General features: G+C 54.9%; 16 protein-coding genes. 9 read left to right on the forward strand and 7 right to left on the reverse strand.

Annotated features, from left to right (window positions below; translation table 11 throughout):
- Positions 1-213 precede the first annotated feature (213 nt).
- A complete protein-coding gene (locus BLU64_RS10060; protein WP_074728584.1) occupies positions 214-1,422 on the forward strand; it encodes an aldose 1-epimerase family protein in 1,209 nt (402 codons plus the stop codon).
- A 67-nt stretch (positions 1,423-1,489) separates the two neighbouring features.
- Here BLU64_RS10060 and ghrB read toward each other — a convergent pair whose 3' ends face one another.
- Complete coding sequence (ghrB, locus tag BLU64_RS10065) at positions 1,490-2,455, reverse strand: glyoxylate/hydroxypyruvate reductase GhrB (protein ID WP_026743853.1); 966 nt, start codon at positions 2,453-2,455, stop codon at positions 1,490-1,492.
- Between the two features lie 318 nt (positions 2,456-2,773).
- Here ghrB and BLU64_RS10070 point away from each other — a divergent pair, with 318 nt between their 5' ends.
- Positions 2,774-3,517 carry a GntR family transcriptional regulator gene (locus BLU64_RS10070; RefSeq protein ID WP_026743854.1) on the forward strand — a complete coding sequence of 248 codons (744 nt, stop codon included), beginning with the start codon at positions 2,774-2,776 and terminating at the stop codon, positions 3,515-3,517.
- 83 nt (positions 3,518-3,600) lie between these two features.
- Here the strand turns inward: BLU64_RS10070 and BLU64_RS10075 are convergent, their stop codons facing one another.
- The 3 genes from BLU64_RS10075 to BLU64_RS10085 all read right to left on the reverse strand — a co-directional run bounded on the left by BLU64_RS10075 (position 3,601) and on the right by BLU64_RS10085 (position 6,904).
- A complete protein-coding gene (locus BLU64_RS10075) occupies positions 3,601-4,623 on the reverse strand; it encodes an ADP-ribosylglycohydrolase family protein (protein WP_026743855.1) in 1,023 nt (340 codons plus the stop codon).
- 110 nt (positions 4,624-4,733) lie between these two features.
- Positions 4,734-6,005, reverse strand: coding sequence for a nucleoside permease (locus tag BLU64_RS10080; RefSeq protein ID WP_026743856.1), 1,272 nt, complete (start codon positions 6,003-6,005; stop codon positions 4,734-4,736).
- A gap of 338 nt (positions 6,006-6,343) precedes the next feature.
- Complete coding sequence (locus tag BLU64_RS10085) at positions 6,344-6,904, reverse strand: DNA-3-methyladenine glycosylase I (protein ID WP_074728586.1); 561 nt, start codon at positions 6,902-6,904, stop codon at positions 6,344-6,346.
- Between the two features lie 495 nt (positions 6,905-7,399).
- Here BLU64_RS10085 and BLU64_RS10090 point away from each other — a divergent pair, with 495 nt between their 5' ends.
- The 4 genes from BLU64_RS10090 (at position 7,400) to BLU64_RS10105 (ending at position 12,398) form a co-directional block, all read left to right on the forward strand.
- Positions 7,400-8,206, forward strand: coding sequence for a sulfite exporter TauE/SafE family protein (locus BLU64_RS10090; RefSeq protein ID WP_026743858.1), 807 nt, complete (start codon positions 7,400-7,402; stop codon positions 8,204-8,206).
- Positions 8,207-8,469: 263 nt separating this feature from the next.
- Positions 8,470-9,384, forward strand: coding sequence for a glycine--tRNA ligase subunit alpha (gene glyQ / locus BLU64_RS10095; protein ID WP_026738508.1), 915 nt, complete (start codon positions 8,470-8,472; stop codon positions 9,382-9,384).
- Positions 9,385-9,390: 6 nt separating this feature from the next.
- Positions 9,391-11,460, forward strand: coding sequence for a glycine--tRNA ligase subunit beta (glyS, locus tag BLU64_RS10100; RefSeq protein ID WP_074728588.1), 2,070 nt, complete (start codon positions 9,391-9,393; stop codon positions 11,458-11,460).
- 227 nt (positions 11,461-11,687) lie between these two features.
- Complete coding sequence (locus BLU64_RS10105) at positions 11,688-12,398, forward strand: DUF3053 domain-containing protein (protein WP_026743860.1); 711 nt, start codon at positions 11,688-11,690, stop codon at positions 12,396-12,398.
- 76 nt (positions 12,399-12,474) lie between these two features.
- Here the strand turns inward: BLU64_RS10105 and BLU64_RS10110 are convergent, their stop codons facing one another.
- From BLU64_RS10110 to fdhD, 3 genes are all read right to left on the reverse strand, one after another.
- A complete protein-coding gene (locus BLU64_RS10110; protein WP_083351070.1) occupies positions 12,475-14,367 on the reverse strand; it encodes a methyl-accepting chemotaxis protein in 1,893 nt (630 codons plus the stop codon).
- Between the two features lie 282 nt (positions 14,368-14,649).
- Entirely contained in the window at positions 14,650-15,276 is a 627-nt protein-coding gene (gene sodA, locus BLU64_RS10115) for a superoxide dismutase [Mn] (protein WP_074728676.1), read from the reverse strand.
- 211 nt (positions 15,277-15,487) lie between these two features.
- The gene (fdhD, locus tag BLU64_RS10120; RefSeq protein ID WP_074728592.1) at positions 15,488-16,315 is read right to left on the reverse strand and encodes a formate dehydrogenase accessory sulfurtransferase FdhD; all 828 of its coding nucleotides are present in this window, start codon (positions 16,313-16,315) and stop codon (positions 15,488-15,490) included.
- A gap of 337 nt (positions 16,316-16,652) precedes the next feature.
- On the opposite strand from fdhD, the gene exaC reads away from it, so the two are divergent.
- The 3 genes from exaC to argG all read left to right on the forward strand — a co-directional run bounded on the left by exaC (position 16,653) and on the right by argG (position 21,044).
- Positions 16,653-18,203, forward strand: a complete 1,551-nt coding sequence (gene exaC, locus BLU64_RS10125) for an acetaldehyde dehydrogenase ExaC (RefSeq protein WP_026743863.1) — start codon at positions 16,653-16,655, stop codon at positions 18,201-18,203.
- A gap of 146 nt (positions 18,204-18,349) precedes the next feature.
- Positions 18,350-19,342, forward strand: coding sequence for an acyltransferase (locus BLU64_RS10130; RefSeq protein ID WP_026743864.1), 993 nt, complete (start codon positions 18,350-18,352; stop codon positions 19,340-19,342).
- Positions 19,343-19,691: 349 nt separating this feature from the next.
- Complete coding sequence (gene argG / locus BLU64_RS10135) at positions 19,692-21,044, forward strand: argininosuccinate synthase (RefSeq protein ID WP_026743865.1); 1,353 nt, start codon at positions 19,692-19,694, stop codon at positions 21,042-21,044.
- The last annotated feature ends 78 nt before the right edge of the window (positions 21,045-21,122 follow it).

Below are 21,122 nucleotides of genomic sequence, written 5' to 3' on the forward strand. Positions count from 1 at the left end.
GGCTGAAACCGCGTCAGCAACGATCGGTTTCACCTCCCACTTTTAGTGCAAAAAATTCAAAAACACTTAACAATTCTGTGACTCCTTCGGCAAATCCATGCCAAAAAAACGGCATAACGACACGCAGTGATAGCAATCACATTTTGGCCGGTTCGGCATTTGTAGTCTTCACTGGTAAGAGCTAAATCAATTCAGCCACTGAGGATGCATAGCATGAAAAAGTTATTGGCTTTGGGCGTGTCCCTGGCGTTGGTGTCCTGGCAGATTTCCGCGCAAACGTTTGTGCTGACTGATGCTGAAGCTAACGTCGAAAAGGGCAACTGGAAGGTCGGTAGTGATACGCTGAAGGGGAAGGGTTCGGCTTTCAGCATTGAGCAGAAAGTGCTGCACGGAGGGCGTCAGGAGGGCAGTAAAATTATCACTATCACCAGCCCTGACGGACTGCAAATTACGCTAAGCCCGACGCGCGGTATGGATTTGCTGCATGTGACGGGCAAAAATATCCGCCTTGGGTGGGATTCGCCGGTCGATGAGGTCGTCAACCCGAATACAATCACGCTGGAAAGCCGCAACGGATTGGGGTGGCTTGAAGGTTTTAATGAAATGATGGTGCGCTGCGGTTATGAATGGACCGGCCACCCGGTGACCAGCGACGGCATGCTGTATACCCTGCACGGTCGCGCAGGCAATACGCCCGCATCCAAGGTGGTGGTGGACATCGACGACAAGGCGCCGCATACGATTGTTATACGCGGCCTGCTGAAAGAAAACAGCTTCAAGAAATCCAATCTGGAGACATGGACTGAACTGCGTTATGTTCCCGGCAGTGAGTCGTTTACTATCCATGATGTGTTGACCAATAAGGCGGATTATCCGCGCGACTACCAAATTATCTATCACAGCAACTTCGGCAAGCCGATTCTCGAACAGGGCGCTCGCTTTGTCGCGCCGGTTAAAGAGATCTCTCCTTTCAACGACTATGCAAAGCCCGGTCTTAAAGATTGGGCGACCTATCAAGGTCCGACCAAAGACTTTGATGAGATGGTGTTTAATGTATCCCCTTATGCGGATAAAGATGGCAAGACGCTGGCGGCACTCGTGAACAAGGCGGGTGACAAGGGGGTATCGATTGCGTTCGATACCCGCCAACTGCCGGTGTTGTCTCTATGGAAGAATACGGATACCGAAAAGCAGGGCTATGTGACTGGTATTGAGCCAGGCACCAGCTATGCCTATCCGGTGACCGTCGAGCGTAAAATGGGTCGCGTCAATCAGTTGCAACCTGGGCAAAGTACGACGTTTGAACTGACTTATAGTTTGTTGAGCAACGCGGATGCGGTGCAGAAAACAGAACAGCGGGTAAAAGAGATCCAGGGGAGTCAACCGACGGCGGTCACGGAGACGCCGATGGCGGTGGAATAATTTCTGCGGTTTTGGTTCTTCTGACATCCCCGGTCAGCGAAAGCTGCCGGGGATGTGGACATTCAGGTCATGAACGTGACGAGGGCGGATTGACGCAGTTTTCTTTTACGTCGCTGGTCAGCGCGGCAATCAAGTTATCCACTGCACAGGCGGCCATGGCATAACGGGTTTCGTGGGTGGCGGAACCGATATGCGGCAGCGCAACCACGTTGGGCAGCGTCAGCAGCGGCGAGTCCGCCGGCAGCGGTTCGGTTTCGAAGACGTCCAGGCCGGCGCCGCGCAGTTGGCCGTTACGCAGCGCGTCGATCAGGGCGGCTTCATCGACGACGGGACCACGCCCGATGTTGATCAAGATGGCTCCAGGCTTCATTTTCGCCAGTCGTTCGCGATTGAGCAGGTGGCGAGTTTGCGGGGTTAGCGGCAGCGTGATGCAGAGGAAATCTGACTCGGCCAGCAAGGTCTCTAACGTGTTGTATTGGGCGTTGAAGCGCTGTTCGGCTTCAGGATGATGATGGCGGGCGTGATAACGGACAGGCATGTTGAAACCCAGGTGGGCGCGTTGCGCGACCGCCATGCCGATGCGGCCCATGCCCAGTATGCCTATTGTTTTGTGATGAACATCTACGCCGAACCAGTCGCTGCCGATGCTGCGTTGCCACTCTCCGGCTTTGACGCGTTCTGCGGACTCGAGTGCACGCCGGGCGGTCATGAGCATGAGGGCGATTACCGTATCCGCCACGGTATCGGTCAATACGGTAGGCGTGTGCATCAGCAGCGCATTTTTTTGATTTAACGCGGCGACGTCGATATTGTCATACCCGACAGAGACGGTCGAAACCGCTCTCAGGCGCGGCAGGTGGGAAAGGAACGCTTGATCGATTTGACCGCCGGCCCCGATCAGCCCTTCAGCGTTTGCCAGGGCCGGGTGGCCAGTCGGTGGAAGGCTCTGAAACTCATTGACTGTGAAGTGAGACGACAGGCGAGCGTGTAAATCTTCGGGGATGCGACTGTATAGGATAATTTCAGGTTTCATGATTTAGCTCCGCTATGACGGGGGATCGTCGAAAGATTGGAGAAATAACCCGTAGAAGGGGACTGAGTCTTAAAGAATACTGCAAATTTAGTGAATCAAATTAAAAGAAATAGTGTCGTATGATCAGTACCGCGCTCGTCATGGTTTTACAATAGGTTGACCTTTTGCCCATTTTTTAGGGCATTACATTTGTTAGGAGGTGGGAGAGAAGCAAGGAATACACAGCTGGCTGGATGGCTAAGCTTTTGAGTTACAAGGGACTATTTAACAAGGAAAGCGTCGATGACGCTTTATCCACCATGGATATAGGAGGAAGAAATGGACACATATTCAGCCCTGGTAGAGCGGTTGCAGCACCGTTTACAGCAGAGGGACCATACGCCCCTCTACGTGAAATTCAGTGATGCTTTGCAACAGGCTGTTCAAAATGGCGATTTGCGCGAGGGAGATTTTCTACCCAGCGAACGTGAATTCTGCCGTCTGCTAGGCATTTCCCGCATCACCGTACGCAACGCATTGAAACTACTGGAATCACGTAACGTAGTCGTGCGGACGCGGGGATACGGTACCTACATCAATTTCCAAATGGAATATCAAATCGGGAGCGCCGCCAGCTTTAGCTGTCAGGTGACGGGTAAGGGTAAAAATCCGGGTACGATGTGGCTGGAAAAGAAGGTGGTGCCGTGTAACGAAGAGGTGGCGGAACAGCTGGCGCTACCGCCGGATACGCCGGTTTATTGCCTGCTACGCCATCGTTTCATCGAAGACGAACCCGTTTCAATCGTGACATCCTATGTCCCTACCACGCTGATAGGCGATCCGGAAGAGATCGGGGTTTCACTCTATGCCTACTTTAAAGCTCAGAATATTTCGCCGCAGCATACGCGTAACTGGGTGACAGCCAAGGCGTCGGATGAGCACTTCATTTCTGTGATGAATATTAAGGCATCCGTACCGATGCTGGTGCTCAAACAGCAGGTCTGTGACAGGGCAGGCGTACCTATCGAGTTCAGCATTAATCATTGTCGTGCCGACCGATACGTCTTCGTGTCCGAGCAGTAACGACGAACCTGACGATCTGAGTCATCGTCGATAAACGCCGATAGCGGGACCGGTGATTGACCGTCCCGCTATCGAATGTTCCCTTAAACGTCCTTCCTCTTTTCCCGTTGCAAGCGCAGCGTCAGTAATTGGCGAGCATAAGTGTTGATATTGCAATGATTGACGTCATCAAGTTGATGACGCCATTGCGGATCGATCGCCTCCACGCCATGCAGCGCGCCGCAAATCGCGGTCGCCATCGCCCCGATTGTGTCGGTATCGCCACCCAGATTAGCGCACAGCACGGCGCAGCGATTGGGCTGCGTTCCGGCTAGTTCCAGCATGGCGATGGCCGCCGGGACCGAGTCCAGAATATCGCTGGTCGTGCCCAGCAGCTGGTAAATGCGATCCATCTTACTTTCCGTCCCACCGGAGTCTTTGGCAATACTCAGCGCCAACTCGATACGCGCGGCCATAGACGCATGATAGGTTGTCACCCGCTTTTCCTGGGCCGCTCTCGCGACGGCCGGAAGTTGGTCGCGCAGCATTTCCCAGCGGACGCCATCCACCGCCTGAGAGACCGCCCAGCCGATGACGGTTGCGCCTGCGATAGCGACATCGGATTTATGCGTCGGGCTGGAAGCGAGTTCGACCTCGGTAATAAAGCGATCAAGCGAGTGAGCCGGCACCACGCATCCTAGCGGCGAGATCCGCATGGCTGAACCATTAGTGACGCCGTTGTTTTCCAGATCGCGGATAGCTTGTCCATTTTTCAGCGCCGCTAGGGCGATTTTAGAGCTGGGTCCAAGCATGACTTTGCTATAGGCATCCACCCGGTCAGCCCAGGCGAGGATGTGCGCGGCAATGGCATCAGGCACCACTTCACCCTGGCATTCAATCAACGCATCCGCTAACGCCAGTGCCATGGCAGTGTCGTCAGTGTACTCGCCGGCTTTAAAGTAACGAGCGACGATATTGTCCTTAGGGCCGTCTAAAAAACGATCTATCCAGCCAAAGTGTGCCTTGACGCGCGTACGAGGCCAAAGTTCAGAAGGCATACCCATAGCATCGCCCAGCATCTGGCCGTAGAGCGCCCCTGCGATGCGATTTTCTTTTTTATTCGACATGATTATTCCTTCCGCGTCTCCCTGTTCAAAACAGGATAGCGTCTTTCCGCACTGCGGAAAGACGCTATCTTCTGTGAATTCTTTAAATGTTAATGTACGGCGGGGTTATGTCATGGTTTTGCCCGCCCATTTTGACTTTGCTTGATCTCGACCGGTTTAACGCCTTGCGCAGGCTCTCTGAACAGTGCGAGAAAGGCGATAAAGATGATGGCAATCATGGCGCTGCCAAAACCCCAGATACCAGCCCAGTGGAAGGTCAAACCCTGTACCGGTTCGGGGTAGGCGAACCATTTTTCCATCAGCTGTCCCCCCAGCCGATATCCCAACAGACTGCCGATTCCCTGGCATCCCAACGTGATCAGCCCCTGCGCCGCCGTGCGCATGTAGACCGGCGACTTTTTATCGACGTAGATGTAAGCGGTGACAAAGTAAAAGTCATAGCTGACGCCGTGGAGCAGGATGCCGATAAACAGCAGGGCGTAGGTGAACAGCTGTTCGGTGCCGCCGAAAATAAAAAGCAGATAGCGAAGCAGCGCGGTCGCCAGACCCAGAATCAACACGTATTTGATGCCGAAGCGCTTGATGAAGAAAGGCAGCGCCAGCATGAAAAAGATTTCCGAGAACTGTCCCAGCGTCATCCAGCCGGTGGCGTTCGGCATACCGATTTCAGTGAGATAGCCGTTGGCGAAGATGTAATAAAACGAGAGCGGCATGCTGAACAGGAATGAGCAGATGAAGAAGACCAGAAAACTGCGATCTTTCAACAACACGCGCGCATCCAACCCTAGCATGACGGAGAGGCTGAGTTTTCCGTGGCCTTTCGGCGGGGTGTGCGGTAGACACAAGGCGAACAGCCCGAGCACGGCGGAGCTGGCGGCGGCAATCAGAAGCGGTATTTTGGTGGCGGTGATATCGCCGTAGCCCAGCAGCGTAGGGAGAAATCCGCAGGCGATGCCCGCGGCAATCCACCCCAAGGTCCCCATGACGCGTATCTGCGGATAGTCACGCTCGACGTCCGCAACGTTGGAAAACGCGATGCTGTTGGTTAACGCGATGGTCGGCATATAGGTCAGGCAGTAGGCCAGCAGCAGCGGAAAGAAGCTGTTGAAATGGGTTTGTTGCGCGGTGAAAAACATGAGGGCCGCCCCGACCAGCATCAGCAGCGCCAACACCTTTTGCGCCGGGAAAAAGCGATCGGTCAGCGATCCCACCACGATAGGCGAAATGATGGCTGCAATGGCGGTGCAGGAGTAGCACCAGGCAATTTGAGTGGGAGTGAAACCGTGATGATTGAGAAAAGGCCAGAGCGTGACGAACCAAGCGCCCCAGATGAACCATTCCATCATCATCATAAAGGCCAGTTTAGCCATGGTTTTATTCATACAATATTCCTTTATTGTCGTTAACGTAAAACACCCAATACGGACCAGCACTGACGCACTCCTGGTCCGTATTTCTTCCCGTCGTCACACATCAGCGATGGCTGAGATACCGCCGCTGATGTGAGCCATGCCTACAGCGTGACGGCCCGAGGAAAAAAGCGGCGGCCAGCGCGATAAGCAAAACCGTAAAATGCGAGGCAATCCTTTCCTGCATTATTTCAACCTACATTATCACGTCAGTATGACATCAAAAGAGGGAGATTTCGCCCCTGCGGGACTGACCCGTTTATCTTGTCCGGCTTTGCCGCGATGGCCTCTGTCGTTGCCCTTGGTGCGTGTTAACGCTTTCCCGTGTGGAAAATACAGTCTGTCGTATGGTCGTTGACCAGTCCCACCGCCTGCATGTAGGCGTAACAAATTGTGGGCCCGATGAATTTGAATCCGCGTTTTTTGAGCGCCTTCGACAGGCTCTCCGAGGTGGGCGTCTGAGCAGGCACATCGGCCTGGGTTGCGTAGAAGTGAGTCACAGGGCGGTGGTTGACGAAAGACCAGATGAAGTCAGAAAAATTTTCGCCCTGGGCTTCCATCGCTAAACGCGCCCGGGCGTTAGCGATGATCGCCTCGATTTTGAGACGGTTGCGGATAATGCCCTTGTCTTGCATGAGTTGGGCAATATCGTCTTCGTTCATGGCGGCAATCTTAACCGGGTCAAACTGGTGAAAGCAGTGGCGATAGCGTTCGCGCTTTTTTAGTATGGTTATCCAGGAAAGGCCCGCCTGCTGTCCTTCCAGACAGAGCATTTCGAATAGCTTGTCGCAATCGGTGCAGGGTTTGCCCCACTCTTCGTCATGATAGGCCACATATAACGGGTCGGCCGTCACCCAACCGCAACGATTCATGGAATGCTCCTCTGTTGATTTTCGCTAACATTCGTCATGGATTCATGACCCCAGCCCCTCGTGAATAACGCCTGCTTGCCGCACGGTATGCCCCGTGAACCGCCGTATCATCACATGCCAAATACTGTATGGGCAACCATGCCTTTGTGGGGCCGATCGCAAAAGGTAAAGATAAACCGCGTTAAAGTTCAGCGATGACGCCCGATGGCAGGGATTTGTGGTGGCGGAATTCAATATTTAAGCGTAAATGAATAATGAACATGCAATATATACCGTTGAATTGGCTGACTGCGCAACAGAACCTATTGGGTATTGGCGGCGGTTAGCGCCTGACTTAATCTCTAATGCGGAATCCGTCGTATGCAGTTTAAGGGGCTGATTTAGCCAGCGGTATCATCAGGGCCTGACTGAAAGCGGCAATCCGTCCGTGGCTACTGTATTTCATTGAAATTTAAAAACTATTAATCAAAAATATTCTATGTCAGGGGTGAAGGGATGGCTGTAGAGTGGATTATCGCTTATCTGGCGCTTGGTGCCGTCGTTGGATTTATGGCGGGATTATTAGGTATTGGCGGCGGCGGCATCATGGTGCCGATATTGACCGCCATGTTTGCTGCACAGGGCGTACAAAACGAGCATCTGGTCCATCTGGCATTGGGAACGTCGATGGCCTCCATCGTGATTACCGCCGTGTCCAGTCTGCGCACGCATCATCAGCATCAGGCCGTGTTGTGGCCGGTCGTTTGGCGTATTACGCCGGGAATTCTGGTGGGCACATTCTGCGCCACCTGGCTGGCCGCATTATTGCCGACTCAGGCGCTGGCGATCTTCTTTTCCTGCTTTATGGCCTATATCGCGTTTCAGATGGTGACGAACTTCAAGCCAAAACCCAATCGTCAACTGCCCGGCACGGTCGGAACCTCGCTGGCGGGGCTTGGCATTGGCGGTATTTCGGCGCTGGTGGCGATTGGCGGCGGTTCGCTGACGGTGCCGTTTCTGACCTGGTGCAATGTGCGTATTCAGCAGGCAATTGGTACGTCGGCGGCGGTTGGGCTGCCGATCGCGCTGGCAGGTGCGTTGGGTTATATGGTCAATGGTTGGGATGCCCCCGGACTGCCGCAGTATAGCCTGGGCTACGTATCGCTACCCGCCGTGCTGATGATCTCGCTGGTGAGTTTCTTCACGGCGCCGGTCGGCGCTCGACTGGCGCACCGTCTGCCGGTCGCGACGCTGAGAAAGATTTTTGCGGCGCTGCTGCTGTTGCTGAGCCTGAAAATGCTGCAAACGGTGTTTTTCGGTTAACGTTCTGCTTCCCGCCCGTTTCGCATTGATTGGCGGGAGTGAGGGACGGCGGCGAATGCCGTAAGCCCTTTCCGCAGTCCGATCGGAAACTATGGGTTTTGGCCCGGATTGCCGTCGCGTTCGGGCTGAAAAACCGCGTCCCGCCCCGCATGGTAAATTCGTCCGGATATGAACTTGTTGCCGCATTCCGGCTGTATATCTTGCACTCAGAGGGTATACTGGCGCATTCATTGTCAATCCACTTGTATCGCGTGCGAATCCAAATGCAAAAGTTTGATACCAAGACCTTCCAGGGCCTCATCCTGACGTTACAGGATTATTGGGCGCGCCAGGGCTGTACCATTGTTCAACCGTTGGACATGGAAGTTGGCGCGGGAACCTCTCACCCCATGACCTGCCTGCGGGCGCTCGGCCCAGAGCCGATTGCCGCCGCCTATGTCCAGCCGTCACGTCGTCCTACCGATGGACGCTACGGCGAAAACCCCAACCGTCTGCAGCACTACTATCAGTTCCAGGTGATCATCAAGCCTTCGCCGGAGAACATTCAGGAGTTGTATCTCGGCTCGCTGAAGGCGCTGGGTCTTGACCCCACGATCCACGATATTCGCTTCGTTGAAGACAACTGGGAAAACCCGACGCTGGGCGCCTGGGGTCTGGGTTGGGAAGTGTGGCTGAACGGCATGGAAGTGACGCAGTTCACTTACTTCCAGCAAGTGGGCGGTCTGGAATGCAAACCGGTCACGGGTGAGATCACCTACGGGCTGGAGCGTCTGGCGATGTATATCCAGGGCGTGGACAGCGTCTACGATCTGGTCTGGAGCGACGGGCCTCTCGGCAAAACCACCTACGGCGACGTGTTTCATCAGAATGAAGTGGAACAGTCGACCTACAACTTCGAACATGCCGACGTCGATTTCCTCTTTACCTGCTTTGCGCAGTATGAAAAAGAGGCTCAGGAATTGCTGGCGCTGGAAAACCCGCTGCCGCTGCCTGCCTACGAACGTATTCTGAAAGCCGCCCACAGCTTCAACCTGCTGGACGCGCGCAAGGCGATTTCCGTTACCGAACGTCAGCGTTACATTTTGCGCATTCGCACGCTGACCAAAGCGGTAGCCGAAGCCTACTACGCCTCCCGCGAGGCGCTGGGCTTCCCGATGTGTAATAGAAAAGAGAGCTAACAGGCCATGACTGATAAAACTTTTTTGGTGGAAATCGGCACGGAAGAGCTGCCGCCGAAGGCTCTCCGTCAGCTAGCGCAATCTTTTGCCGCCAATTTCAGCGCTGAACTGGATGCGGCAGGCCTGACCTACCAGGCGGTGAACTGGTTCGCCGCGCCGCGTCGTCTGGCGCTCAAGGTGACCGCGCTTAGCGCGTCTCAACCGGATCGTGAAGTTGAAAAACGCGGGCCAGCCATCTCGCAGGCGTTCGACGCCAGCGGTCAGCCGACTAAGGCGGCCGAAGGATGGGCGCGTGGTTGCGGTATTACCGTCGATCAGGCCGAACGACTGACCACCGACAAGGGTGAATGGCTGCTGTTCCGTGCGCAGGTCAAAGGCCAGGCGGCGCAAACGTTGCTGCCGGGCATGGTGAGCGTGGCGCTCGGCAAACTGCCGATCCCGAAACTGATGCGCTGGGGCAATTCAGACGTGCAGTTCGTCCGTCCGGTTCACACCGTGACGATGCTGTTGGGTGACGAGCTGATCCCCGGCACCGTGCTGGGCATCGAATCTGCTCGCACGCTGCGCGGGCACCGCTTCATGGGCGAAGCCGAATTCACCATCGACAATGCCGATCACTATCCTGAAATTTTGCTCGAACGCGGCAAAGTGGTTGCAGACTACGAAGCGCGTAAAGCGATGATCAAACGCGATGCGGAACAGGCCGCGCAGAAGATTGGCGGAAAAGCCGATCTGAGCGAAAGCCTGCTGGAAGAAGTGGCGTCTTTGGTCGAATGGCCGGTGGTGCTAACGGCGACGTTCGAAGAAAAATTCCTGGACGTGCCTGCGGAAGCGCTGGTGTATACCATGAAAGGCGACCAGAAATATTTCCCGGTTTACGATGACGCGGGCAAGCTGTTGCCGCACTTCATCTTCGTAGCCAATATCGAGTCGAAAGATCCGCAGCAGATTATTGCGGGTAACGAAAAAGTGGTGCGTCCGCGTCTGGCGGATGCCGAATTCTTCTTCAATACCGACCGTAAAAAACGTCTTGAAGACCATCTTCCGCGTCTGGAAACCGTTCTGTTCCAGCAGCAGTTGGGTTCTCTGCGCGATAAAACCGACCGCATTCAGGCGCTGGCCGGATGGGTGGCGGAGCAGATTGGCGCCGACGTCAATCATGCAACGCGTGCGGGCCTGCTGTCCAAATGCGATCTGATGACCAACATGGTGTTCGAATTCACCGATACGCAGGGCGTCATGGGCATGCACTATGCGCGTCATGACGGTGAAGACGAAGATGTCGCAGTCGCCTTGAACGAGCAATATCAGCCACGTTTCGCTGGCGACGATTTGCCTTCATCTCCGGTTGCGTGTGCGTTAGCTATCGCTGACAAAATGGATACCCTCGCTGGGATCTTCGGCATTGGTCAGCATCCGAAAGGCGATAAAGATCCGTTCGCGCTGCGCCGCGCCGCGCTGGGCGCTCTGCGCATCATCGTAGAGAAACAGCTACCGCTGGATCTACAGACGCTAACGGAAGAAGCCGTGCGTCTGTATGGCGACAAGCTGACTAACGCCAATGTCGTTGATGACGTGATTGAATTCATGTTGGGCCGTTTCCGCGCCTGGTATCAGGAAGAGGGTCATACGATAGATACCATTCAGGCAGTGCTGGCGCGTCGTCCGACCCGTCCGGCCGACTTCGATGCCCGCGTGAAGGCCGTCAGTCACTTCCGCACGCTGGAACAGGCGGTTGCGTTGGCGGCAGCCAACAAACGCGTGTCCAACATTCTGGCGAAGTCGACCGAAAGCCTGAATGACAGCGTGCAGGCCGCGCTGCTGAAGGAAAAAGAAGAGATTCAGCTGGCGACCTACGTGACCGCATTGAACAGTAAACTGGCCCCGTGGTTCGCTGAAGGGCGTTATCAGGAAGCGCTGGTTGAGCTGGCGCAGCTGCGTGAGCCGGTGGATAGCTTCTTCGACAAGGTTATGGTGAACGCGGAAGAGCAGGAGGTGCGAATTAACCGCCTGACGCTGCTCAACGAACTGCGTAACCTGTTCCTGAAAGTGGCGGACATTTCGGTGTTGCAGTAAGAATGGGTGCTCGCTGTATGACGACAGGGCCTTGATGGCCCTGTTTTTTTAGGTGGGTGCGGTTGAGTGTGACATGGGCTGCGTTGCGGTATCTCACCGCAGCCTCTACGAGGAGAACAGCCAGATTTTGCGCGCTGTTTTTTATCTTGCGGGAAAGCCGTTCGGCTATGCTTATCAGGGGAACCTTCTATGAGCAAGACGGCGAAACAAAAACAGGAGTAGTAGATATGTTGGCGGATATCCGTTCGCGCTGGCTGATGCCGGTGATTATGGTTTTGATGACGCTGCAACTAGCGGCCTGTGGTGATAAAGACAAAGAGCAGCGCCAGGCGTTCAACGCATTCTTGCAGGGTGTGGAACAGGAACCGGGGCGTCAGCTGCCGGGATTGACGGACCAGCAAAAGCAGAGTTTCGGTCGTTATGCGCAGGATTACGCGATTCTGACGGGCTTTAGTCAGCAGTTGGATCAGGCGCTGGCGGGCAGCTTAACGCCGATGCTGGAGCAGGTCGCACGCATTCGCGTGCCGCAGGATTACCTGACTGAGCGGGAAAATCTGCGTCAAAGTACCGGCGCTTTGAATCTGCTCAGTCAGCAGACGCAGACCGCCAAAGTGCAGGCGGACAACGCCCGGCGCGCGCTGAAGCAGCCGGAAGACGTTCAGGCGGTTTATAACCGGGTGTATGAGCGTGTGGTGACGAAGCCAGCGACGGCCGTTGCTGCGGTGGTGCCGGTCAGTCTTTCCTTTGCGCAGACGTTGGTGCAGGTCGGCGACTATTTGCAAACGCAGGGCGCTCAGGTGACGTTCAACGGCAATGGCGTGCAGTTCCAGACGCAGGCGCAGGTCGACCAATACAACGGCATGATGACTCAGCTTTCTTCGCAGCAGCAGAATCTGGCGACGATCTTGAAGGCGCAACCGCTGATTGCCGTGCGTTAGGTGTAAATGACGGGCTGAGAAGTTTCTCTTAGCCCGTCGAAGTGACTTGCGCTTCCGGCGTCGCCGGAGCGTGATGTTACGGGTTGTAGGTCAGCTGCTGTGCATGATCGCTGGTCAGCGCCTGCTGCCCATTGTTTTCCCGATCCTGCGTACTGGAGAGACGGAAGACCGCAATGGCGTTGGACAACACAATCGCCTGCTCTTCAAGCGAGCTGGCGGCGGCGGTGGACTCCTGAACTAACGCGGCATTCTGCTGTGTGCTGCTGTCCATATCCACGATGGCTTCATTAACCTGCGCAATCCCACGGCTTTGCTCATCCGAAGCAACCGTAATTTCGCCCATGATGTCATGGACGTGCGTGACCGACGTCACGATGTCGTGCATCGTTTTCCCTGCATCGTTCACCAGTCTCGCGCCGTGCCCGACCTGATTCACGGAGGTGGAGATCAGCCCTTCAATCTCTTTCGCCGCTTGAGAACTGCGTTGCGCCAGATTACGCACTTCGCCGGCGACCACGGCGAATCCTCTGCCTTGTTCACCGGCGCGAGCGGCTTCGACCGCGGCGTTGAGCGCCAAAATATTCGTCTGGAAAGCGATGCCGTTGATCACGGAAGTGATTTCAGCAATGCGTTTCGAGCTGCCTTCTATTTCAGACATGGTCTTGACCACTTCTTCCACCAGTTTGCCGCCGGACTGCGCGGTCTGGGTGGCGTCCAGCACCAGTTTATTGGCGTGATGGGCGTTGCCGGCGTTCTGTTTCACGGTCGACGTCAGCTGTTCCATGCTGGCGGCGGTTTCTTCCACGGCGGCCGCCTGAGACTCCGTGCGGGAAGAGAGATCGTCATTGCCTGCGACAATTTCGCGGGCGGCGGTGTTGATCTGGCTGACGCCCAGACGGATATCGTCAATGATGTTGTGCAGATTGGCTTTCATCTTCGCCATAGAACTCAGCAGCATCCCAAGTTCGTCGCGACGGCTCGTGGTGATTGGCATGGTCAGGTCGCCGGCAGCAATGCTTTCGGCGATACCCACGGTCTGGTTTAGGGGCTGTGTAATCTGGCGAGAGATATACAGGGCGATGCCGATGCCGAGCAGCAGCGTGACCAGTGACGTCAAAGACAGCCACAGCGTGGCTTCGTTGATATCTTTTTGGGTCGCGTGAGTTTCGTTCTCCACCATGCCGGTGATCTGTGAAATCAGGTTATTGGCCTGAACGCCGAGCAAATCAACTTGTTTCAGCTCCTCCCGGTAAGCTGGAAGGTAGGCCAGCACCTCAGATTTGTAGCTCGACAGCGATGTGAGGATCGGCGTCAGCTGTGATTGACGTTCTACGGGCAGCGAATGAAGCAACTGGTTTAGCGTTTGTTCGGTGTCTTCCACTGCGGCGATAAGCGGTTTCTCCGCATCCTCATTCAGAGCGAGCAGCAGGCCGCGGGCCTGGTAGCGGATGTAGGTGAGTTTTAGATCCAGATCGGCTAATTGAAGTTGAAGCGGAAAATTACCCTCATTTTTAGTCTGTTGTTCAAACGCATTTAATGCGGTTTGCGTGTCTGAAATATTCCAACTTTGTCTTACCTGATCTTTTTTATTTACAGCATCCACATAATCTTTTTGTTTCTTCTGATATTCGACTATGGCATCAGATATTTTTTCTAAGCGGTCTTGGTAATCTAAATACCAGGACTTATTTTTCGCTTCGCTGACTAAATTGACGATATTGTTAATATGTTTGCCATTGTTTTTAATGGCATCGGGGTTGTACCCTGCGCTGTAGAGAACGCGATAATAGCGGGCTTGATTGACTTCATCGTTGATTTGGGCGCTAAAAGTCGCTTTATCGAAGCGATCCTTCAGCGTCCCGATGTACATCATCCCAACCGCAGCTATAAGGAGGGTCAGCGCTAAAATTAGAGAGAAGCCTAATCCTAACTTCTTACCTACCTTTATATTTTCTATTTTAATCGCCATTTTACTCTTCCATTATTAATGAACTCAGTCATTAAGGGAGATCCCTAATGTGTTGATTTGCTATTTTTTTTAGCCAGAAGAATATCTCCCCCGGCCAGTACAGGATGGGGGAAAATAATCAAAGAGGACTCGAGAAAATTATCGGCATGGTAAAGAAAAGCTTTACTGCTTACTTCGGTATTGAGGGATGAAATGCGGAAATAAAAAACCCGGAATAATTAAGGTTATTCCGGGTTGAGGCATAAGCTCGCGCTTAGCGGGGCAGGCTATCTGTCTGGCGGATTATTTTTTTGCTTCTGCAAAGCGTTTTGCGGCTTCGTCCCAGTTGACGACACTCCAGAACGCTTTGATGTAATCCGGGCGGCGGTTCTGGAATTTCAGGTAGTAGGCATGTTCCCACACATCAAGAGCGATGATCGGGTAGCCGGATGCGCCGGAGATGGCTTCACCCATCAGCGGGCTATCCTGGTTAGCCGTTGAAACCACCGCCAGTTTGCCGTCGTCTTTCAGCACCAGCCAGGCCCAGCCGGAACCGAAACGCGTTGCCGCTGCTTTCTCAAAAGTTTCTTTGAAGGCGTCAACGCTGCCGAAATCGCGTTCGATGGCGGTTTTCAGATCGCCGGTTAGCGTGGTGTTCAGCTTCAGGCCTTTCCAGAACAGGCTGTGGTTAGCATGGCCGCCCACGTTGTTGCGCAGCGCCGTTTTCTTATCAGCCGGGACCTGATCCAGTTTGGTGATCAGCTCTTCCGGAGACAGTTTCGCGAATTCCGGCAGAGATTCTAACGCGGCGTTGCTGTTGTTGACGTAGGTCTGGTGATGTTTGCTGTGATGGATTTCCATCGTTTGCTTGTCGAAATGCGGTTCCAGTGCGTCATAGGCATAGGGCAGGGATGGCAGTGTGTAACTCATATTTTGCATCTCCATAGTTGGCGTGCATTGATATTGATGGAGCGGCACTTGGTTTGTTAGTCCCGCGTAAGCATGAAGTTCATTATAGTTAATTAAATGATATTGAAAATGGTTATTCTTGGCTTTCTGCCGTTCCGCTCTGATTTTAATCCTTTTTCAACAGTCACTTATAAGAGAATAGTTGGGCCTAACAACCAATTGGTCTAAGCGGTTAGTCGCGCAGGCGCTGGGGATGGGTGTAGACCGTCGCGCGCCCCGGCCGACAAAATCCCACCAGGGTGAGCTGACTGCGTTGAGCGACGTCGACGGCCAGCGCGGTGGCGGCGGAGACGGCGAAGAGAATTTCCACGCCGCAAAGCGCGGATTTTTGCACCATTTCATAGCTGGCGCGGCTGGACACCAACGCTGCGCCTTGCTGCCAGGGCTGACGAGCGCGCATCCCCAGCAGTTTATCCAGCGCGACGTGTCGGCCGACATCTTCACAGCCACCTAACAGCGAGCCTTCCGGCGAAATCCACGCGGCGGCATGGGTACAGCCGGTCCGTTGTCCGACAAGCTGAATATCGGGCAACCGGGCCAGTGCGGACGCCAGCCGCGACAGTGAAAACGTCTGGGTGAAGGGGAGCGGCGCTATCGGCCTGCCGATCTCCTCCAACTGCTCGACGCCGCAGACGCCGCAGCCGGTGCGGCCTTCCATGGCGCGCCGTCTGGCTTTCAGCCCGGCAAAGCGACGGCTGGAAAGCTCAATCTGAACTTCGATGCCGTGACAGGCTGGCACGACGTCGATGCCGTAGATGTCCTTCGGTGACTGAATAATGCCTTCCGACAGGGAAAAACCCAGCGCGAATGCTTCCAGATCTTTGGGCGAGGCCATCATCACCACGTGTGATATGCCGTTGTAGACCAGGGCTACCGGCACCTCTTCCGCCAGCCAGTCGCGACGAGGCTTCGCCAACGCATCCTGATGCCAGATGGTGCGCTGACTGGCCCCGATTAAGGGAGCCTGCGTATCTTCACGCTGAGAATGGTCGTTTTTCACCCGTACTCCTGCGGTCCTAGTGTGACGTCATGAATGAGTATTTCACCGCGCGCGGCGAGATGCGACTGTTATCGCCTTTCGCAGGGCGACGAATAGGCGTGGCATCATCGGATGCGTCGTTTCTAATTGGGTTCCGGTCGTTGTCTAAAACTGAGCGCTGAATCGAATCCCAGCGTTTTTCAGACCGGTTGCAGCTATCACAATTGATTAACATCCTCTAGGATGGGTCCAATAATTTTCTGTTTAGGTAAACCTACCATTCTGTATCGGGTGGCCGGGCGTCGTCACTGCTAATACCGCGCTCAGTCCGCAGCATCAGCATACAAAGGAGACAGAAATGACCTATGACACTTCTTCCAACTCTAGCTCAAGCCGTGTTTCGCCTGGAGCCTACGGCTTCGATGTCAGCCTGAAAAAACGTTACGAAAACTTTATCGGCGGCACCTGGGTTCCTCCTTCCAGCGGCGAATATTATGTCAACCTGACGCCCGTTACGGGGAAACCGCTATGCGAAGTGGCCAGCTCAAATACCCGCGACGTGGATTTGGCGCTGGATGCTGCGCATAAAGCCAAAGCCGGCTGGGCCGCGCTGTCGGCTGCCGAACGCGCGCAGATCCTGAACCGTATTGCCGATCGCATGGAAGAAAATATCGATCTGCTGGCGAACGCCGAAACCTGGGATAACGGCAAACCGATCCGCGAAACCCGCAATGCCGACGTCCCTCTCGGCATCGATCACTTCCGCTACTTCGCCGCCTGTATCCGGGCGCAGGAAGGCGCGATCAGCGAAATCGATCACGACACCGTGGCCTACCATTTTCACGAGCCGCTCGGCGTGGTCGGGCAGATCATTCCATGGAACTTTCCGCTGCTGATGGCGTGCTGGAAAATGGCGCCGGCGCTGGCGGCGGGCAACTGCATCGTACTGAAGCCTGCAAAGCTGACTCCGCTATCCGTCCTGTTGATGATGGAGATGATTCAGGATCTGCTGCCGCCGGGCGTGATCAACGTGGTTAACGGCGCGGGCGGACAGATCGGCGAGTATCTGGCGACGTCGCCGCGGATCGCCAAGGTCGCCTTTACCGGCTCGACTGAAGTCGGCCAGCAGATCATGGGCTATGCGGCGAAGAACGTCATTCCGGTGACGCTGGAGCTGGGCGGAAAATCCCCCAATATCTTCTTTGCCGACGTCATGGACAAAGAAGACAGCTTCTTCGACAAAGTGCTGGAAGGGTTCTCTCTGTTCGCCTTTAATCAGGGCGAAGTCTGTACCTGTCCGAGTCGGGCGCTGGTACAGGAGTCTATCTACGAGCGCTTTATGGAGCGCGCCATCAAACGGGTGGAATCCATCCGCGTCGGCAACCCGCTGGACGCCAATACCATGATGGGCGCGCAGGTGTCTTCCGGACAGCTGGATACCATCCTCAACTACATCGACATTGGCAAGCAAGAGGGCGCACAGGTGCTGACCGGCGGACGTCGCAAGTCGCTGAACGGCGATCTGACCGAGGGCTACTATCTGGAGCCGACGGTGTTGCAGGGCAAAAACAATATGCGGGTCTTCCAGGAAGAGATCTTCGGGCCCGTGCTGGCGGTGACGACGTTCAAAACGCTGGATGACGCATTGGAAATCGCCAACGACTCCCCCTATGGTCTGGGCGCGGGCGTATGGAGCCGTAATGCGAACATCACTTACCGCATGGGACGCGGCATTCAGGCCGGACGAGTCTGGACCAACTGCTACCATGCCTATCCGGCGCATGCCGCGTTCGGCGGTTACAAACAGTCCGGCATTGGGCGGGAAAACCACAAAATGATGCTGGAACATTATCAGCAGACCAAATGCCTGTTGGTCAGCTACTCCGACAAACCCATGGGGCTGTTCTAGGCAACAAAGGGTGCGACGTTAAGTGCACAGGGCTGCCTCGGCGGCCCTGTTGTTTATCTGCCCACATTTCCCCGTAATCACATTGAGTTGCTGCGGGGCAGCCTATAAGCTGTTTATTATTGTATAAAAATAGGGCGAGGGCGTGGATGACCGACAGGATCGGCTGGGTGGATAACCTGCGGGCGATAGCGTGCTTGATGGTGGTGATGGTCCACAGCGCCGCAGGGTATGTCACCGATGGCAGTGCGGTGGGGAAGGTCTATTGGGACGTCGCCAATCTGCTGGATTCCGCTTCTCGCGTCTGCGTGCCGTTATTTTTCATGATTTCAGGCTACCTCTTTTTTGGAGAGCGACAAGCTCAGCGTAAACACTATCTGCGCATCGGCTGCTGTCTCCTGTTCTACAGCCTGTTGGCGCTGTGTTATATGGCGTGGCTCACTCCCATCAATCCGTGGCTGGCGCTCCGAGACAGCCTGCAAAAACCCGTGTTTTATCACCTGTGGTTCTTCTATGCCATCACCATCATTTACCTGTTTTCTCCGCTGATTAAAGTGCGTCAGGCGTCGGGTTATGCGCTGACGGCGGCGATCGTACTGCTGGCGGTGGTCGCCAATCCCAATATGCCCGCGCTGATGAACGGTCAGCATCTGATGCTGCCGGTGAACCTGTATATGTTCGGCGATACTATCTATTACCTGCTGTACGCCATTACCGGCAGGATCGTCGGGATGATGACGATCCCTCGCTGGGCGGCGCGCGCGGCGTTCGGCGTCTTTGTGTTAGGAACAGCGCTGGTGACGCTCGGGACACGCCATCTGACGCTCATCAACGGCGACTTCGATCAGACCTATTATCTCTACTGCGGACCGCTGGTGTTCGTGGCTGCCTCCGGTTTATTGGTCAGTGGAAAATACTACCTCAACGCGGCGCCTTTGCCGGTATTGACGCTGATAGCACGCCATTCGCTGGCGATTTACGGCGTTCACGCACTGGTAATCCACTATTTGCGCACGCATCAACTGGCGCTCGAAAGCGCCCCGGTGGCGGATATTTTTTACGTCTTTACGATGGCGCTGGGGATAGGCCTGCTGTTTTCGTTGGGGCTACAGCGCATCGACCGTCGCCGACTGGTGAGCTAGGCCTGACGCGACTGAGCCTGGCGCAGCCGGCGCGCCGAAGAGAAGCCAGCCAGCAGCGCCGCTTTTTCCATGCTGACGCCTCGCCGTAAAACTGGTGCAAGTCCAGATTCAATTTTTTGTCGAAATTCTAACGAGTCTCTTCCTGTCCGACTGAAAAGATGTTTAAATTATAAATCACATATTCTGCATAAATATTCATTATGGAGTGCGCGGGTAAAATGCCGTCGACCGCGTGAAGCGCCGCGATCTTCTTCTGCATTTTGTCCAATATAGCGCGACGTAACCTACGTAATTCGGCGTTGGAGTGGTTACACTCAATGTCATCTAACTCGAGCAGGGATTAATTGTTATGACGACGATTTTGAAGCATCTTCCGGTTGGTCAACGTATCGGCATCGCTTTCTCCGGTGGGCTGGACACCAGCGCCGCGTTGCTGTGGATGCGTAAAAAAGGCGCGGTGCCTTATGCTTACACTGCGAACCTGGGTCAGCCGGACGAAGAGGACTATGACGCAATCCCTCGTCACGCCAAGGAGTATGGCGCGGAAAACGCGCGTCTGATCGACTGCCGCAAGCAGCTGGTCGCAGAGGGTATCGCCGCGATCCAGTGTGGTGCTTTCCATAACACTACCGCTGGTATGACCTACTTCAATACCACGCCGCTGGGCCGCGCCGTGACCGGCACCATGCTGGTAGCCGCGATGAAAGAAGACGGCGTGAATATCTGGGGCGACGGCAGCACCTATAAAGGCAACGACATCGAGCGTTTTTATCGCTATGGCCTGCTGACCAACGCGGAACTGCAAATCTACAAACCCTGGCTCGATACTGACTTCATCAATGAACTGGGCGGCCGTCAGGAGATGTCTGAGTTTATGGCCGAGGCGGGCTTCAGCTACAAAATGTCGGCGGAAAAAGCTTATTCCACCGACTCCAACATGCTGGGCGCGACACACGAGGCGAAGGACCTGGAGTTCCTCAACTCCAGCCTGAAAATCGTTAATCCGATCATGGGCGTCAAGTTCTGGGACGAAAACGTGAAAGTGCCCGCGGAAGAGGTCACCATCCGCTTTGAACAAGGGCATCCGGTCGCGCTGAACGGCAAAACCTTCGCTGACGACGTCGAACTGATGCTGGAAGCCAACCGCATCGGCGGCCGTCACGGTCTTGGGATGAGCGATCAGATTGAAAACCGCATCATCGAAGCGAAAAGCCGGGGCATCTATGAAGCGCCTGGAATGGCGCTGCTGCACCTCGCCTACGAGCGTCTGGTCACCGGGATCCACAATGAAGACACCATCGAGCAGTATCATGCTCACGGCCGTCAGTTGGGGCGCCTGCTGTATCAGGGACGTTGGTTCGATCCGCAGGCGCTGATGCTGCGTGATGCGCTCCAGCGTTGGGTCGCCCGTGAAATCACCGGCGAGGTCACCGTTGAGCTGCGTCGCGGCAACGACTTCTCTTATCTCAATACCGTGTCTGATAATCTGACCTACAAGGCTGAGCGTCTGACGATGGAAAAAGGCGACTCGGTCTTTTCACCGGATGACCGCATCGGCCAACTGACCATGCGTAATTTGGACATCACCGACACGCGTGAAAAGCTGTTCAGCTACATGGAAAGCGGTTTGTTGATTACGGGCAACGCCGGTGTGCCGCAGGTGGAAAGCGGTGAACTCTTGCAGGACAAAAACAAAAAATAATCGGCGGACCGCCGCCCGATGTAATAAAAAGGCATACCGAGGTATGCCTTTTTTGTCGCTGTCGTCTTCTGGCGCCTC

This window comes from Lonsdalea quercina, assembly GCF_900107885.1.
In the GTDB taxonomy this organism is placed as follows: Bacteria; Pseudomonadota; Gammaproteobacteria; order Enterobacterales; family Enterobacteriaceae; genus Lonsdalea; species Lonsdalea quercina.